The sequence below is a fragment of the Vagococcus sp. genome (assembly GCF_036639995.1).
Classification (GTDB): domain Bacteria; phylum Bacillota; class Bacilli; order Lactobacillales; family Vagococcaceae; genus Vagococcus.
In genome coordinates this window covers 28933-43994 of sequence record NZ_JAVWHO010000014.1, presented here as the reverse complement: position 1 = coordinate 43994, position 15062 = coordinate 28933, and the positions used below count along the sequence as shown (strand labels likewise).

Annotated in this window: 15 protein-coding genes; 3 read left to right on the top strand and 12 right to left on the bottom strand. The window is 34.8% G+C overall.

Going from position 1 to position 15062, the window contains the following annotated elements; all coding sequences use genetic code 11:
• Positions 1 to 16 precede the first annotated feature (16 nt).
• The 7 genes from RR554_RS05665 to RR554_RS05635 form a co-directional block, all read right to left on the bottom strand.
• A complete protein-coding gene (locus tag RR554_RS05665) occupies positions 17 to 967 on the bottom strand; it encodes an ATP-binding cassette domain-containing protein (protein WP_332463157.1) in 951 nt (316 codons plus the stop codon).
• Positions 964 to 1968: an ABC transporter ATP-binding protein gene (locus tag RR554_RS05660; RefSeq protein WP_332463110.1), complete on the bottom strand. Its 1005-nt coding sequence runs from the start codon at positions 1966 to 1968 to the stop codon at positions 964 to 966. The genes RR554_RS05665 and RR554_RS05660 overlap by 4 nt, the downstream gene beginning before the upstream one ends.
• Positions 1969 to 2453: 485 nt before the next feature.
• The gene (gene acpP, locus RR554_RS05655; protein ID WP_332463111.1) at positions 2454 to 2693 is read right to left on the bottom strand and encodes an acyl carrier protein; all 240 of its coding nucleotides are present in this window, start codon (positions 2691 to 2693) and stop codon (positions 2454 to 2456) included.
• A 94-nt stretch (positions 2694 to 2787) separates the two neighbouring features.
• The gene (gene plsX, locus RR554_RS05650) at positions 2788 to 3798 is read right to left on the bottom strand and encodes a phosphate acyltransferase PlsX (protein WP_332463112.1); all 1011 of its coding nucleotides are present in this window, start codon (positions 3796 to 3798) and stop codon (positions 2788 to 2790) included.
• A gap of 50 nt (positions 3799 to 3848) precedes the next feature.
• Positions 3849 to 5888, bottom strand: a complete 2040-nt coding sequence (gene recG / locus RR554_RS05645) for an ATP-dependent DNA helicase RecG (protein WP_332467597.1) — start codon at positions 5886 to 5888, stop codon at positions 3849 to 3851.
• An 81-nt stretch (positions 5889 to 5969) separates the two neighbouring features.
• Positions 5970 to 7646 (bottom strand): DAK2 domain-containing protein, encoded by a 1677-nt coding sequence (locus tag RR554_RS05640; RefSeq protein ID WP_443081321.1) that lies wholly within the window; start codon positions 7644 to 7646, stop codon positions 5970 to 5972.
• Between the two features lie 62 nt (positions 7647 to 7708).
• Positions 7709 to 8071, bottom strand: coding sequence for an Asp23/Gls24 family envelope stress response protein (locus RR554_RS05635; RefSeq protein ID WP_332463114.1), 363 nt, complete (start codon positions 8069 to 8071; stop codon positions 7709 to 7711).
• Positions 8072 to 8286: 215 nt separating this feature from the next.
• Between RR554_RS05635 and rpmB the strand changes: the two genes are divergently transcribed.
• The 3 genes from rpmB to RR554_RS05620 all read left to right on the top strand — a co-directional run bounded on the left by rpmB (position 8287) and on the right by RR554_RS05620 (position 10013).
• A complete protein-coding gene (rpmB, locus tag RR554_RS05630) occupies positions 8287 to 8475 on the top strand; it encodes a 50S ribosomal protein L28 (RefSeq protein ID WP_126793526.1) in 189 nt (62 codons plus the stop codon).
• 217 nt (positions 8476 to 8692) lie between these two features.
• Positions 8693 to 9328, top strand: a complete 636-nt coding sequence (locus tag RR554_RS05625) for a hypothetical protein (RefSeq protein ID WP_332467595.1) — start codon at positions 8693 to 8695, stop codon at positions 9326 to 9328.
• 94 nt (positions 9329 to 9422) lie between these two features.
• Positions 9423 to 10013, top strand: a complete 591-nt coding sequence (locus RR554_RS05620; protein ID WP_332463115.1) for a type 1 glutamine amidotransferase family protein — start codon at positions 9423 to 9425, stop codon at positions 10011 to 10013.
• Between the two features lie 112 nt (positions 10014 to 10125).
• Here the strand turns inward: RR554_RS05620 and RR554_RS05615 are convergent, their stop codons facing one another.
• The 5 genes from RR554_RS05615 to RR554_RS05595 all read right to left on the bottom strand — a co-directional run bounded on the left by RR554_RS05615 (position 10126) and on the right by RR554_RS05595 (position 15038).
• Positions 10126 to 10782 (bottom strand): thiamine diphosphokinase, encoded by a 657-nt coding sequence (locus RR554_RS05615; RefSeq protein ID WP_332463116.1) that lies wholly within the window; start codon positions 10780 to 10782, stop codon positions 10126 to 10128.
• Positions 10782 to 11435 (bottom strand): ribulose-phosphate 3-epimerase, encoded by a 654-nt coding sequence (gene rpe / locus RR554_RS05610; protein WP_332467594.1) that lies wholly within the window; start codon positions 11433 to 11435, stop codon positions 10782 to 10784. The genes RR554_RS05615 and rpe overlap by 1 nt, the downstream gene beginning before the upstream one ends.
• 17 nt (positions 11436 to 11452) lie before the next feature.
• Entirely contained in the window at positions 11453 to 12334 is an 882-nt protein-coding gene (gene rsgA, locus RR554_RS05605; protein WP_332463118.1) for a ribosome small subunit-dependent GTPase A, read from the bottom strand.
• Positions 12335 to 12426: 92 nt separating this feature from the next.
• Positions 12427 to 14286 carry a Stk1 family PASTA domain-containing Ser/Thr kinase gene (gene pknB / locus RR554_RS05600; protein WP_332467593.1) on the bottom strand — a complete coding sequence of 620 codons (1860 nt, stop codon included), beginning with the start codon at positions 14284 to 14286 and terminating at the stop codon, positions 12427 to 12429.
• Positions 14283 to 15038, bottom strand: coding sequence for a Stp1/IreP family PP2C-type Ser/Thr phosphatase (locus tag RR554_RS05595; RefSeq protein WP_332463120.1), 756 nt, complete (start codon positions 15036 to 15038; stop codon positions 14283 to 14285). Before RR554_RS05595 ends, pknB begins: the two co-directional genes overlap by 4 nt.
• Positions 15039 to 15062 lie beyond the last annotated feature (24 nt).

Below are 15062 nucleotides of genomic sequence, written 5' to 3'. Positions count from 1 at the left end.
ATCGTTTTCCACATAACTATTCTCCCCCTCTTCCACTTAAATTAACGGCTGCTCGATGAGTTGGACTAATAGTTTGTAGGTCATACACACGACCATTTTCATCGTAATATTGATTATAAAGTTCATCGTATTCTCTTTCGACGATACGACGTTTTTCTTTATGTTCAGCACGGTTATCAACATCTATTTTAGGGATAGCAGATAACAAACGTTTAGTGTAGATATGTTGAGGGTTGTTATAAATATCTTCTCTTGAGCCAATTTCAACGAAACGACCCTTGTTCATGATAGCGATGTTATCACACATATGCTTAACTACACCTAAATCATGAGAGATGAATAAATAACTCAAATTATATTCTTCTTGAATACGTTTCATGAAGTTCAACACTTGGGCTTGCACTGATAAATCTAGTGCTGAAACCGGCTCATCAGCAATAATTAGTTTAGGGTTTGTCGCTACTGCACGAGCTACACCTAAACGTTGTCTTTGCCCACCTGAGAACTCATGAGGATATTTATAAAGAGCATCTGTTGGCATCCCTACAATATCAAGTAAACCTTGAACTTTTTTCTTTTCTTCTTGATCAGATAATTTTTCAAAGTTTCTAATTGGTTCAGCAATGATGTCAATAACACGTTTTTTAGGATTCAAGCTTGACATCGAATCTTGGAAAATCATTTGAACATCTTTGTTGTAGCCAATTTTTTTTCTCACGCTTTTACTAATAACATCATTGTCTTCAAAAATAATACTTCCTGATGTTGCTTTTTCAAGTCCAACAATTGTTTTACCAATCGTTGATTTACCAGAACCAGATTCACCTACTAAACCGTAAGTTGTTCCTGATTCGATTTCAAAATTGACACCATCTACTGCGTAAACATAATCAACAACCTTATTGAAGAATCCGCCGCGAATAGGATAGTGTACTTTTAAATCTTTAATTTCTATTAATCCCATTATGCTTCTCCTTCTTCTTTAAAGTGAAAATGCTTATAGCATGTACAACGGACAAAATGACCTGGCTCTACTTCATGTAATGTCGGATTAGCTTCGTGTGCATCCTCTGGAATCCAAGGAATACGTTCAGCAAAACGACAACCCACACGGTTCATGTTTTTAAGAGAAGGTACAACGCCTTCGATAACGTGTAAATCACTATCATGTGCATCCTCTTGAGGAATTGAGTTAAGTAGTGATCTTGTATAAGGATGTTGTGGATTTTTAAATAACTTATCTGCTGGTGCTTCTTCAACAATTTGACCACCATACATAACGGCTACACGGTCGGCTGTTTCAGCTACAACACCTAAATCATGAGTAATTAAAATAATGCCTGATTCTGTTTCTTTTTGTAAATCATTCAATAAATCTAAAATTTGTGCTTGGATAGTTACATCCAAAGCTGTTGTTGGTTCATCTGCAATAATAATTGGCGGTTTACATGAAATAGCAATCGCAATAATAACACGTTGTCTCATTCCTCCTGATAACTCATGGGGATATTGCTTAGCCACTCGCTTAGGATTAACAATACCTACTTGGTCAAGTAAATCCACCGCTCTTTCATTTCGTTGTTGTTCATTTAAATCAGTATGATAAAACAGCGCCTCAGCAATCTGATCTCCGATCCTCATTAATGGATTTAACGCTGATAAAGGATCCTGGAAAATCATCCCGATGTCATTTCCTCTTACCTTATTATAAAGCGTTTCTGATAATCCTACTAAGTTCAAATCATTGTAGATGATATCTCCAGTGATTTTTGTTTGGTCAGGATTTTGTAACCCCATAATCGTCATGGCTAATGTACTCTTACCACAACCAGACTCCCCAACAATCGCTAAAATTTCATTTTTATCTAATGTGATTGACACATCATCTACTGCATCATAATAATTATCTTTGATGCGAAAACCAGTGTGCAAATTTCTAACTTCTAATAACTTGTTGTCAACAAACAATAGAATTCTCCTTTCTGTTCTATTCCCGTACCGATTTCATTTCTTCATTTATTTTAACTCTTCATTTATTTGCCATAGATTCTTCATAAAAAACCCTATGATATCTTATAATTATATTAGAATTATACGCTTTTAGCAATAGTCTCTCGCACCGTTTTATGAGACAAAGATTAAAAAAGTTGGTGTTTCCCCTCATAAACCTTATGGAAATAGGCTTTTTTTACAAATAAAAAATTGTTATTTATCTTTCAAAAATTTACAAATTTTCTAAAAAATATCAATAATACTAACATCACGGACTAAAAAATATCTTTTCACCAATAAAAAAACAAGTTTTCATTTATCTCAAAAAAGTTTTCTATTAAATGAGCACCTTCTAATTCCAATAAAACTATTATCTCATTTAATTTTTTTATTACTCAATCTTTTATAAAAAGAAAAAGATAACCAACTTGATCAAACAATCAATAGTTATCTTTCTATCTTTACTGGTTCGCCATGATATAGTCCACAGCTGCCCCAATCGTTTCAATTTTTTCTGCGTCTTCATCTGAAATTTCAGCTTCAAAGACATCTTCTAATTCTAAAACAAATTCCATAATACTAATTGAATCTGCTTCTAAATCGTCTTTTATACTGATAGCTTCAGTTATTTTATCTTCATCAATTTCAAAATGTTCAATTACAATATTTTTAATTTTTCCAAAAACTTCTTCACGTGTCAATTTAATCGCACCTCCATTCAAATTTTCATGCGTTTACAATCATCTTAATTCCAATTTTACTTGTAATAGGGCTGTTTGTCTATCCTTTTAGGAATTAGTTATTATTTTTTGGTGTTTCAAAAAACTCTTGTAATTCCTCAACTAAATTAGTTTCAAGCATTGTTTTAATCTGACCAATCGTATGTCTTACTGCATCTGGTCCTGTTGAACCATGCGTCTTAATAACTGGCGCTTTGACACCAAATAAGACCGCTCCACCATGACTTGAATAATCTAGCTGATTTTTCATACCTTTTAGGCTATCTTTTAACATCAATGCTCCCATTTTACCTTTAAGACCACTATCCATAATAGAAGATTTCAAGATATTCATTAAAGAAAGTGCCGTACCTTCCACCGATTTCAACACAGCATTTCCTGTGAAGCCGTCTGTTACAACCACATCAGCCACACCATCAAATAAATCACGTGCTTCAACATTTCCTATAAACTGAATACTTTCTTCCTTTTCGAGTAACTCATACGCAGCTTTTGTCAATTCACTACCCTTTGTCGCCTCTGTTCCATTATTTAAAAGACCTACTTTAGGTTTTTCAATATTACGAACTTTTTTAGCATAGAAAGAACCTAAAATACCATACGTTAATAAATGTTCTGGCTTATTATCTGCGTTAGCACCCATATCAATAAAATCAAAACCTGCTCCTGCTTCACCTGTAAAGGCTGGCATTGTCGTCATTAATCCAGGTCGTTCCACATTTTTTATACGGCCAATTATAAAAAGTCCAGCCGCTAAAAGCGCTCCTGTATTCCCTGCTGAAAAAATGGCATCTGCCTCTCCATTTTTTACAGCTTGTGCCGCTAAAACCATCGAAGCTTGTTTTTTCTTACGGATTGAACGCACAGGTTCATCATCACTTTCAATTTTCTCATCAGTATGAATAATTTGAACGTTGGTTTCATCTGTTAAATATTTTTTTATTTCCGCTTCTTTTCCAAATAACAAAAATGTCATTTCTGGAAAATCTTTTTTAGCCAAATTAATTCCTTCTACAATTGCTTGAGGAGCATTATCTCCACCCATAGCGTCGACTGCTATTCTCACATAATTCCCTCTTTTCATATCAAACTATCTATTATTTTACCACAATCCATTTAATCTAAGAACTCTGATTGATTGTTTCTTTTTTCAAGACTTCGAACAAGAACAGCATTTTTAGGCTCTTCTTCCCAGTTCTTTTCATTCCATAAAGCAATCGCCTCTAAACGTGCCGTTTCAAGAATAGGGGCATCAGCAACCATATCTCCTACCTTAAACTCTGGAATACCTGATTGTTTAGAACCAAAGAAGTCACCAGGTCCACGCATCTCTAAATCCTTCTCACTTAAAACGAATCCATCAGTTGTTTCCGTCATAATTTTCATTCGCTCTTTTCCCTGATCACTTTTTGGACTTGCGACTAAAATGCAGTATGAGGCAATACTACCTCGACCAACACGACCTCTTAATTGATGAAGCTGTGCCAATCCAAATCGATCAGCATCCATAATCATCATCATTGACGCATTGGGTACATTTACCCCTACTTCAATAACCGTTGTCGAAACAAGAACTTGCATATTATTTTCTTTAAACTCGTTCATAATGCTATCTTTTTCTTGAGATTTCATTTTCCCATGAAGGAGGCCTACTTTAAAGTTAGGTTCAAAAAATTGTTGTAAATGTTCATAAATTTCGGTAGCATTTTTAACATCTAACATTTCGGATTCTTCAATCAAAGGGCAAATAACATAAGCTTGTTGTCCCTTTTGTAATTGTTTCGTCATCCACGTTAAAACTGAATCAATTTGTTTTGGTAAAATCCATCTTGTTTCAATCGGAATACGCCCTGCTGGCAATTCGTCTATAACTGAAACATCCATTTCTCCGTAAGCTGTAATCGCTAATGTTCTAGGAATAGGTGTAGCTGTCATGAATAAAACATCTGGATTATCACCTTTTTCACGTAATAATTTCCGTTGATTAACTCCAAATCGATGTTGCTCATCGGTAATAACTAGCCCTACTTTTTTAAACTGAACTTCTTCTTGAATTAAAGAATGCGTCCCTACCAATATATCTAACTCCCCTGATTCTAACTCAGCAAGTATTCGGCGTCTTTCTGCCTGTTTGGTAGAACTAGTCAAAAGTGCAACATTTACGTCTAGTGGATCAAACAAGCCCAATAAACTTTCCATATGCTGCTCAGCCAATATTTCTGTTGGCACCATCAATGCACCTTGATAACCAACACTAACAACAGCATAAAGAGCAATTGCTGCTACAATTGTTTTTCCACTTCCTACATCTCCTTGAAGTAATCGATGCATATGGTCTTCACTTCTTAAATCAGCACAAATTTCATTAACCACTCTTTTTTGCGCATTAGTTAATTCAAAAGGAAGAGTTTGAATAAATCCCTTTAATTTATGCACATCATAAAGAATAGCTTTCCCGACTTCTTTACTCGTTTCTTGTTTTTTCAATTGAATCATCTTCATTTGAAATAAAAAGAATTCTTCAAAAGCCAATCTTCTTCTTGCTAGGCGATTTTCTTCAATGTCTTCTGGAAAGTGCATCGCATATGCCGCTTTCACTTTAGGCATTAAACGATATTTTTCAAGCAACCATTCCGGTAAATTTTCTTCCATCTCAACGCCATGTAATTCCCAAGCATTTCTAATTAAATCAACCAATGTTTTTTGTTTAATCTGTTTATTCACGTGATAAATTGGTGAAAAATCTTCTTGCTCATCTTGTGTCGCTAAAATCTTCATACCAGTCAATGCTTTTCTTCTGCCATCCCATTTTCCATAAATCGCCACTTCTTCAGAAGCATTGATTTTCGACTTTAAAAAAGGCTGATTGAAGAAAGTAACGTTAATAACCGCTTGCTCAGTCATCATTCGAAATACTAACCGACTTTTCTTAAATCCGTAATAACTGACAACCGGTTCTGCTAATACCGTTCCTTTTAAAACAACTTTTTCTTGATCTTGAATATCATCTAACATTTTTTCTTGAATATCATCATATCTAAACGGGTAATACGTTAATAAATCATATATGGTTTGAATTCCTAAGCTTTGTAATGTCTCAGCCCTTTTAGGTCCAACACCTTTTAACGTACTAACTGAATTTTCTAAAAGGCTCACACATATCCTCCTCTATGAGAAAAAAGAGGCTGACCGTTAGTGGCAAGCCTCTTGTTTTATTTGAACATACTATAATTTTATTTATTCTGCAGAAAATAGATAAGGATAAACAGGTTGATCGCCTTGATGGATCTCAACTTCTAAATCTTCATCAACTTCCATAAGTGCTGCTTCCAAGCGTTCAGCTTCTTCTTTTTGGCCATCTTCACCAATAATAATTGTGATGATTTCAGAGTCATCTTGAAGCATACCTTTTAATGTATCAAGAGACACTTCAAATCTGTCTGCTTTAGAAACAACGATTTTACCTTCAATCATGCCGATAAAATCATCTTTTGTAATCTCAACGCCATCAATTGATGTATCACGGACAGCTGTTGTCACTTGTCCACTAACCACATCTTCTAACATATCTCTCATAGCAGATTCATTATCTTCAAGTGACACTTGGTCATTGAAGCTTAATAAAGCTGTCATACCTTGCGAAATTGTTTTTGACGGGATAACAATTGCTGGAATCTCACTCACTTCAGCCGCTTGGTCTGCTGCCATAAAAATGTTTTTATTATTTGGTAAAATAATCACTTTTTCAGCATGAACGGCATCAATTGCTTTTAAGATATCCTCAGTACTTGGGTTCATTGTTTGTCCACCACTAATGATGTAATTTGCTCCCATACTACGGAATAACTCTTGCACACCTTCTCCAGCAGCCACTGAAATAATACCATAAGGCACACGCTCTTTTGGTGTTTCCTTTTCAGATTCATGTTCGTGCTCTAAGATTGTTTCATGTTGAACACGCATGTTATCTACTTTAATTTTAATTAATGAGCCAAATTTTTGACCATAATTCATCACTTCACCAGGTTGCTCTGTATGAACATGAACTTTAATAATTTCATCATCAGCAACAACTAATAATGAATCACCTAACTCATTTAAATAATTTCTAAAGGTATCGTAGTCAAACTCACTATCAACTGTTGGGCCTTCTCCGATACGTACCATAATTTCAGTACAATAACCAAATTTAATATCCTCAGTTGCAACAGCTCCAGATACACTTCGGTGATGCTCAGCATTTACCATTGCATCCATTTGACCAGGTGTTGGTTGATGTAAATCACTTTCAACAACTTTACCTGATAATGATTCAAAGAAACCTTCATAAACAAAGACTAAACCTTGACCACCACTATCGACTACGCCAACTTCTTTTAAAACTGGTAGCATATCAGGTGTTTTAGCTAATGCTTTTTTAGCACCCTTTAAAGCAGCTTCCATTACTTCAATACAATCATCAGAAGTTTTCGCTTTTTTCTCAGCCGCAATAGCTGCTCCACGAGAAACAGTTAAAATTGTTCCCTCTACTGGTTTCATTACTGCTTTATACGCTGTTTCTACACCATTTTTAAAAGCATCTGCCAATTGTTGTGCGTCTAGCTCTTCTTCATTAACGATTTGTTTTGAAAAACCACGGAAAATTTGAGACAAGATAACGCCTGAGTTCCCTCTTGCTCCCATTAATAATCCTTTTGAAAGAATTGCTGCAAGTTCACCTACATGCTCACTCGTTGCATCTCTAACTGCTTTAGCACCACTTGTCATTGATAAATCCATATTTGTTCCTGTATCACCATCTGGTACAGGGAAAACATTTAAAGAATTGACAAATTCGGCATTTTGATTCAGACGATTAGCACCTGCTTGAACCATTGCTTGAAATTGTCCTCCGTTGATTGCTTTCACTTCCACTAAAATGTTCCTCCTCATTTCATTCAAAAAACATATATCTTCATATGTTGTGCAATCGATTTTTATTCAGGTTGTACTCTAACACCTTGGATAAAAATATTAACAGAATTCGCGACAACCCCGAGCATTGTTTCAAGATTGTATTTCACTTTTTCTTGCACGTTACGACTTACTTCAGAAATTTTTGTTCCATAGCTTACCATGATATACACATCAACTGCGACACCATTTTCTTCTTGACGTACGACAACGCCTCTAGAATAATTTTCTTTACCTAAAATATCATTTAAATTATCTTTAATTTGATTTTTACTTGCCATACCAACGATACCATAGATATCTGTCGCAGCTCCACCTACAACAGTAGCGATGACATCATTAGAAATTTCAATGGTTCCAGTCTGTGTTTTAATTTTTACAGCCATTTTACTACCTCCCTATAGTCAGTAATTCCCATTATCACCCACCAGTTTATCACAATCTCTAATATTGTTAAAGAAAAAATCATTAATATCAGGTTTTTTTCAACTAGTTACACAATCTCATAAAATTCTTATTGCATAAACAAGGAAATTATGATAAATTATTCTAGTGTGATTAATGTACAAATGATATTATTCAAAGCAAAGGAGGGAATATCATGGCAAAAGAATGTTATATAACTGGGCGTAAAGCTAGATCTGGTAACACTCGCTCTCACGCAATGAACGCTTCTAAACGTACTTGGGGTGCAAACCTACAAAAAGTTCGTATCTTAGTTGACGGTAAGCCTAAAAAAGTTTGGGTTTCTGCTCGTGCTTTGAAATCCGGAAAAGTTGAGCGCGTTTAGATCTTTTTGAGACATATAGATTTTACAATCAGATTAAAATGAAGAAAGAGACTAAAATGAAAATTTTGGTTTTTTTTTGTTTAAAAATAAGTCACCCTTCACAAAAATGTGAGCGGTGGCTTTTTTTATTTAAGATATTATTCAGAAAATATTAAGCTCTCTTCACATCCTCTATGCTACGATAAAGGAGAATTATCGAATAAAGGAGTGAAATACTATGCAATCTTATTTACCATCCAATCATACGCACTCTAAAAAATTTACACTCAAAGAACCACTATCTATTCTTTGTATCTTTTTCATAGGTACCGGGTTAGGCGTTTTATCAAAATTTTTAGATGAAATACCTCGTGGAACTTTACCACTGTATCTTGATATTCTTGAAATTGATCGTTTTTTAAGTCGAATGTCCATCTGGCTACTACTTGCCTTGGTTATTACCTTATTTAGTAAAACACCATTAAAAGCAGCCATCAGCGTTTTTTTCTTTTACGCTGGAATGATTGGTAGTTATTATACATACTCCGCCACAGTTCTCGGCATATTTCCTTATCATAAAGTAATATACTGGATTATTCTCACCATAATCTCTCCCTTTTTAGCTTATTTATGTTGGTACACTAGGGAAAACACTCGATTTGGAAAAATTCTAACTATTGGAGTTATTGCTGTCATGTTTTATTACACATTTACTTACAAGCAACCGGAGTTAAGCATTGCATCACTTTTAGATATACTAACCTTTTCCTTGTGTCTCTTCTTGTTTAAACGTCCTTTAAATCAAATAATTTATTTAACATTCATAAGTATTTTTCTATCTTTTACACTCAGTGCATTCCTTCTTTTTAATTAAAAAAAGTATGTTTTTATTACGAATGTACGTTCTTTTTTAACTAAAAAATGTTATAATAAGTTACCAATAAATTTTTGACATGAAAGAGGTAAAGATGAAAACTGCTATATTTTTTTTACTAGATGAGTACGCTGATTGGGAAGGAGCTTATCTATCAAGCACCTTAAATAAATCCACAGATTGGACCGTAAAAACAGCTTCTATTCAAAAAGAAGTCACTTCAATTGGAGGTTTTAAAACAAAAGTAGACTTATTGCTTGGCGAATTACCTGAAAAAATTGATTTGTTCATCCTGATTGGTAGTAACTCGTGGAACCTGACAAATGACACTTTATCCAACTCAATCAATCATTATCTAAACCAAAATATTACTGTTGGAGCCATTTGTGGTGCCGTTGACTATTTAGCTAGAAACTGCTTGCTATCTCATTATAAACATACAGGAAATTCGCAATTTTTATGGACTGACTTTGCTAATTATTCTAACCCTGAAGACTTTGTAGAACAATTAGCTTATTCCGATCGTAACCTAATTACAGCAAATGGAACAGGACCAATAGAATTTACTGAATTAGTTTTAAAAGCCATACGTTTTGACACAGATGAGGCGATAGAAAAAACAATTTATATGAATCAACATGGTTTTTACAAGTATTGTGACAAATATGGAAATCCATTTTTTTAATTAATAACTAAATAAAAAGAAGAATGCAAAATGTTGTGACTCCTAAAAGTTAGATTTTTTGGTCTAACTTTTGGGGGTCGCTACACAATCGCATTCTTCTTTTTTTCATTATCTACTCTCTATCTTTTGTTTGGATCACACACATCAAGCCAGAATCAAAAGAAAATTCACTTGTTTCACCTACAAATTCGTTACTTGATAGTGATCTCGGATAAGTGAAATCAACATTCTCTAATTTATATTTGGCATCATACAACGTTAAATTAGTAACCGGCGTTAAGCAAATATATGCTAAGTATTTTTTGTCTCTTTCTTTTTTCACCTGATGATTACCCGGTTTAAAGTAACTCACACTATTCAAGTTATCTAGCAAAGTTATTTTTTCAAGGATAGGAAAAAAACGTTCTTGAAGAGGTAACCATAAATTAGATAAATAATGATCTAAACGCGCACCACTTCCACCAATTATAATAATATTGGCTTCTGGAAACATTTCCATTGCTGTTAATACACCTAGTTCCATGTCTGTATCATCTTTTTCAGCCTGACACGACTCTATATCAACAAGTTTCTCATTTACCCAAATCCACTCTTCTTTTGATAATGAATCAAAGTCACCTACCGCTTTAATAAGTGGTAAATTAGCTTTTAAGCCGTAAAGTGTCCCTCTATCCACACCAATCCACGCCGTTGTTTCTTTTTGATAGTCACTTAAAGAAGGCCACTCATTTGGATTACCGCCTCCTATGATAACCACATCAGTAATCATTACTTAACAACTTCTCTCAATGTAGCAATTCTTTCACCTACATCAGGTGAATTATAAACATAAGAACCTGCCACCAACACATCAGCACCAGCATCAACACAAGTTTTTGCTGTTTTATTATCCACACCGCCATCAATTTCAATTTCGTATGTGTAGCCTTTTTCTTTTCTTAATACATCTAGTTGTTCAACTTTTTCAAGACATTCTGATATAAATGCTTGTCCGCCAAAACCAGGATTAACTGTCATAATTAAAACTAAATCAGCTAAGGGTAAGACATGCTCAATCACTGAGACTGGTGTTCCCGGATTGATCACAACGCCAGCTTTCACGCCTTCATTTTTGATCATTTGCATCGCACGATGAATATGAACAGTACTTTCAGCATGAACCGTAATAATATCTGATCCAGCTTTAGCAAAGTCAGGAATGAAACGTTCTGGCTCAACAATCATCAAATGAACATCCAAAGGTAATTTTGTTACAGGTCGAATAGCTGAAACAATATTTGCTCCTAACGTAATATTAGGGACAAATTGGCCATCCATCACATCTACATGGATGTAATCTGCTCCTTTTTCTTCCACTAATTTAATATCTCTTTCTAAATTTGCAAAATCTGCGCTTAAAATTGATGGTGCTATTTTTACCATAGTTATCTTCCTCACTTTTACTTTTTATTATATTTAGGTTTTCTTGCTTTAACTTCTTCAGCAAATTGTAAATAATTATCATATCTAGACTGAAGAATTTCTCCAGTTTCTACTCGATGTTTTACTTCACATTTTGGCTCTTTGTGATGCATACATTCTCTAAATTTACAAAATTGAGAAGCTTCTAGAAATTCAGGAAATTCTTTAGGTAAATCTTCTAATTCAATCTCCAAAAATTCAATCGAGCTAAAACCTGGGGTATCAGCAACCAAACCACCATTTATTTCTAATAACTCCACATGTCTTGTAGTATGGCGCCCTCGACCTAAAGCTTCCGAAATCTCACCAACTTCTAAATCAAGTTGTGGCGCAATATTATTTAGAAGAGTGGACTTTCCCGCACCTGATTGCCCCATAAATACAGTTAAATTATCGGTGAAAAATTCCGTTAATTTTTCTTTTTTTCCGTTTTCTGAAAATAAAACAGGATAGCCGATTGATTCGTAGTACTCACGCATTTGTTGAAGTTCTTCTATCACATCATCTGATGCAATATCTACTTTTGTTATATAAATAATCGGTTTAATTCGTTTAGACTCTAATGTTACTAGGAAACGATCCAACAGATTATAAGAAAAATTAGGTTGCACACAACTCGTCACAACTACTCCTAAATCAACATTTGAGACAGGTGGACGAATGAGTTCGTTTTCTCTTTCTAATACTTCTAATAAGTAGCCATCCGTTAAGTTCGTACTTTCAAATTCAACCCAATCACCAACTAAAGGAGTAATGTTACGATTTCTAAAATTACCACGGCCTCGAGTTTGATACGTTTCGCCTTCATGATATACATAATAAAAACCACTTAATGCTTTTCTTATTTGTCCTTTTGGCATAGCGTCCCTCCTTTAATAATCTTGTTCTCTATGTTTTTCATTGTAACACAAGTTAAAACAAAAAAAGAAAGAGAAATCAAAAGATTCTCTTTCTAGTTTCCATGACCTTCGTTTTTAACTTCTTCTTTACTTTCTTCTGGTTGACCGGAATCTCCAGTATCAGTTGTTGTTACCGGCGGTGTGGTTTCTGTTGTTGATGGTTCTGGCACGGAACTTGAACTTGATGACGAACTCGACTGAACTGTTTTTGCTCCTGCTGAGAAAATCACATAGACTTCATCGCCTTTTTTAACTTTATTTCCATTTCCATTTTTTGGATAAGCGTATGCAACGTTTCCTTGTGTTACATTTGAATAGTCTGACCCACCATCAATAAAGACTAAGCCAACACTATCTAGATAACTCATTGCTTGCTCACGCGTATATCCTTCCATATTACTTAATGAAAAAGTTTCCGCACCTTCACTAACAACTAAAGTTACTTTCGTATCTTCTGGTTTTACTTCACGTCCGGATTTTGGCGTTTGTTTCACCACAGTTCCTTCTTTAGCAGAATCTGACTTAACTTTTTCAATTTTTATGTTTTCTTCTTTAAATCCTTTGCTTAATAAATCATCTTTGGCATCCATGACTTCTTCTTTCGTATAATCCTTCATTTTAATACCTGATTTACCAGAACTTACATAAAGGGTAACTTCCCCTTTTTCTTTCTTCACAGAAGTTCCTATTGGTGGATCTGTTTTAACAATTAAATCCTTATCGACTTTATCATCACTAATTTCTTTCGTTTTTCCCACTTTAATTTTTTTGTCTTGTAGTATCATAATCGCTTCTGTTTCTGTTTTTCCACTCACATCAGGAATTTCAACATCACCATTTTTACGACCAAGAACAAAGAATCCTCCTGAAACTAACAGAACTAAACCTAGTAAGATAAAGAAAATTTTCATGCCGCGTTTCGATTTTTTCTTCACATCATCTAACTCATCGTCATCATCATCATCTAACTCTTTAATGCTAGGTTCTTTCACTGCTACTTGATTTGGTACATAGCTTTCATCAATCGGATCTAACATAATCGTTTCGTCCATCATAGCAGAAGGTTCAAAGCGTTCTTCATTTGCTCTATTAGAGTTTAATGCTGTTTTTAAATCTGCAAACATTTCATCTACTGTTTTATAACGATCCGCTGTTTCTTTTGCGGTTGCACGCAGCACAACATTTTCCAAAGGTTGTGGAATCTGAGGATTGCTATCGCGAACTGATGGCATCTCTTTTTGGAAATGTTTTAAAGCGATTGAAACAGCTGACTCTCCTTCAAAAGGAACACCGCCTGTTAATAATTCATACAAAATAATCCCTAAAGCGTAGATATCAGATTGGCGCGTAGCCATTCCACCTCTAGCTTGTTCTGGAGATAAATAATGAACAGAACCAAGTAGCGTGTTAGTTTGAGTAATAGATGTTTCTGACAAAGCAATTGCAATACCAAAATCGGTAATTTTCACCGTACCATCTTCATCTACTAAAATATTTTGTGGTTTTAAGTCTCTATGGATAATTCGATGTTGGTGAGCTAGTGAAATTGCTGATAACACTTGTCCCATCATATCTACCACCGTATTTAACGGGATATTTTTTTGATTTTTGATGTATTGTTTAAGATCGGTTCCTTTGACGTATTCCATGACAATATATTGCATGCCATTTTCTTCACCTACATCATAAACACTCACAATATTTGGATGAACCATTTCAGTCGCAGCTAGCGCCTCTCTTTGGAAACGTCTAATGGCATCTTGATCATTTTGAAAGTCGAAACGAAGTACCTTTACAGCCACTTCACGATTTAAAATCAAATCTTTGGCTAAGTAAACATTAGCCATACCACCACTACCAATGTTACCAATGACTTCGTAACGTTCACCTATTTTAGTGCCTAATTTTATCATGCTTCGTAATCCTCCTTACTTGGAGACCTAAACTCAATTAATAAAGCAGTGATATTATCAGTACCACCTGCCTCGTTAGCTTCACTAATTAAACGTTCCACTCTTTCTTTAAGAGGTTTTGGTTGTTGAATAATTCCTTTAATCTCCGAATCTGATAGCATGTTACTTAGTCCGTCAGAACAAAGTAAAAGATGATCCTGTTCCTTAATTGAAAAAACAGATAAATCAACTTCTACCTCACCCGGCACACCAACTGAGCGAACTAATATATTTTTCTTAGGATGTTTAGCTGCCATATCCTCTGTAATTTCTCCTGTTTTGACTAACTCATTAACTAATGAATGATCATCTGTTAATTGTCTAATGGCTCCATCTCTAACGATGTACGCTCGACTATCACCCACATGTGCTAATAGAATTTGATTGTCTAAAAGCGCGGCAATGACAACCGTCGTGCCCATACCAAATTTATCAGGATTATTACTTCCTTCGCTATAAATAATTTTGTTTTCTCGTTGAATATCCGATACCAACCAACGAGCAACTTCTTCTTGATCTTTCAAACTTGTTTCTTCCCACGTTTTACCAAGACCTGTCACCACTAAGAAACTTGCTGTGTCTCCTGCTTGATGCCCGCCCATACCATCAGCAACAATTCCGATAATAACACCAGATTTGTTTTTATATACGCCTACTGTATCTTGATTACTTTTTCTTTTGCGTCCTACATTAGTCTGGAATTCAATTTGCATGATTTCACTCCTTCGTTCGGCCAA

What these genes read in the sequence shown, in the direction of transcription:
- RR554_RS05635 (WP_332463114.1), bottom strand. Translation starts at nt 8,071, where the DNA reads ATGGCTGTAAAAATTAAAACACAGACTGGAACCATTGAAATTTCTAAT.
- rpmB (WP_126793526.1), top strand. Translation starts at nt 8,287, where the DNA reads ATGGCAAAAGAATGTTATATAACTGGGCGTAAAGCTAGATCTGGTAAC.
- RR554_RS05625 (WP_332467595.1), top strand. Translation starts at nt 8,693, where the DNA reads ATGCAATCTTATTTACCATCCAATCATACGCACTCTAAAAAATTTACA.
- RR554_RS05620 (WP_332463115.1), top strand. Translation starts at nt 9,423, where the DNA reads ATGAAAACTGCTATATTTTTTTTACTAGATGAGTACGCTGATTGGGAA.
- RR554_RS05615 (WP_332463116.1), bottom strand. Translation starts at nt 10,782, where the DNA reads ATGATTACTGATGTGGTTATCATAGGAGGCGGTAATCCAAATGAGTGG.
- rpe (WP_332467594.1), bottom strand. Translation starts at nt 11,435, where the DNA reads ATGGTAAAAATAGCACCATCAATTTTAAGCGCAGATTTTGCAAATTTA.
- rsgA (WP_332463118.1), bottom strand. Translation starts at nt 12,334, where the DNA reads ATGCCAAAAGGACAAATAAGAAAAGCATTAAGTGGTTTTTATTATGTA.
- pknB (WP_332467593.1), bottom strand. Translation starts at nt 14,286, where the DNA reads ATGATAAAATTAGGCACTAAAATAGGTGAACGTTACGAAGTCATTGGT.
- RR554_RS05595 (WP_332463120.1), bottom strand. Translation starts at nt 15,038, where the DNA reads ATGCAAATTGAATTCCAGACTAATGTAGGACGCAAAAGAAAAAGTAAT.